This is a genomic window from Defluviitalea raffinosedens (assembly GCF_016908775.1).
Lineage (GTDB): Bacteria > Bacillota > Clostridia > Lachnospirales > Defluviitaleaceae > Defluviitalea > Defluviitalea raffinosedens.
The window spans coordinates 1-1,522 of record NZ_JAFBEP010000049.1 but is presented as its reverse complement, the minus strand read 5'-3'; the positions used below and the strand labels follow the sequence as shown (position 1 = coordinate 1,522).

The window sequence follows — 1,522 nt, the reverse complement described above, 5'->3', positions numbered from 1 at the left end:
CTCTTAATCCCCCTAACCCATTTGGACAATCACACACTAGTTTAGTAAAATAATACTAACAGGAGGTTGTCAAAAATGAGGTCAAAGCAAAACAGATTTACTGCTGAATTTAAAAATCAAATAGTCAAAGAGGTTGAAGAAATAGGTAATGCTACTTTAGTTGCAAGAAAGCATGATCTTGTTGCTGGCACTGTAACTAGATGGGTTAGGGAATCTAAAAAGACCAACAAGAAAAATAACCGGCTAAATCAAAATTGTGATACTGATCCAACATTATTAGAGCATGAGAATGATCAACTTAAGAAGCTACTTGGAGAAAAGGATCTAGAAATAGCAATTCTCCGTGATATGTTAAAAAAAACGAACCAACAATAAAAGAAAAAGTAGAGATAGCTAAAAAATGGATTGATGCTGGATACAAGGCAACATTAGTTCTTTCAATTATACGACTTAATAAGTCCACCTATTACTACAATATAAATAGGCCAGAAGCAATTTCAGATAGCTCAAAGAATAAGGGTGGCAGACCGATACCAGGCTATTCTTTAGATGTTCATAATAACAGAGTTTGTGATGAAGAAATAAAAGAATATATAATTCAAATTATTGAAACAGAAGGAGATTCCTATGGATGTTATAAAATCACAATAATCCTAAGAAGAAAATACAACCTTGTTATAAATAAGAAGAAGGTTTATAGACTATGCAAAGAATTGGCCATACTAAGACCCCAAAGAAAGATAAAACCAAAACAACCTAGAAAAATAGCCATAAATCGAGAAATAACAAGCTCTAATGCCTTATGGGAAGTAGACGTTAAATACGGCTATATCCAAAAGGAAGATAGGTTTTTCTATATATTATCCTACTTAGATGTCTATGATAGAAGCATAATAGATTATCATATAGGGCTTAGTTGTAAAGCCAGCGATGCTGCCATTACTCTAAAAAGAGCAATGATAAAAAGGAACCTTCATAACAAAGAAAATAACTTGGTAATAAGATCTGACAATGGGCCACAATTTACAAGCTTTCACTTTCAAAATACGTGCCTTGAGCTGCAGATAGAGCATGAGAGGATACCTTATGCTACTCCAAATAAGAATGCCCATATTGAAGCATTTCACAGAATACTAGAAGACGAATGTCTGTCAAAATATGAATTTGAGAGCTTTGCTCATGCATATAAAGAAGTTACAGAATTCATGAAAAAATATAATAACATAAGAATTCATAGCTCTTTAGGATACATATCTCCAAAAGAGTACTATCTACAGGCTTTGTTTGGCACAGAAAACAAACAAATAGTAAAGCTATAAACACATCCTTTATTCACCCTTAAGTGCTCCAGAACAGAAATATTTAGCTTTATCAAGGACTTGCGAAGCAAGGGTTTACCCTTTATCCTTGATGAAGATAAATATTTCTGTAGAATCAAATTAGGGTGAAGAAAAATTAATATGAAATTCTAAGATATATTAAGCATTAGTGAGTTTTTGTCCAAAATAAGGGGGACAATACG

At 32.7% G+C, this 1,522-nt stretch carries 1 protein-coding gene; it reads left to right on the top strand.

From position 1 onward, the window contains the following. Positions 1-75: 75 nt before the first annotated feature. Positions 76-1,319, top strand: a protein-coding gene (locus tag JOD07_RS15245; protein WP_158741865.1) for an IS3 family transposase whose coding sequence is annotated in 2 segments (ribosomal slippage) — positions 76-361 and positions 361-1,319 — 1,245 coding nt in all. Because the reading frame shifts where the segments join, the coding sequence is not laid out codon by codon here. Positions 1,320-1,522 lie beyond the last annotated feature (203 nt).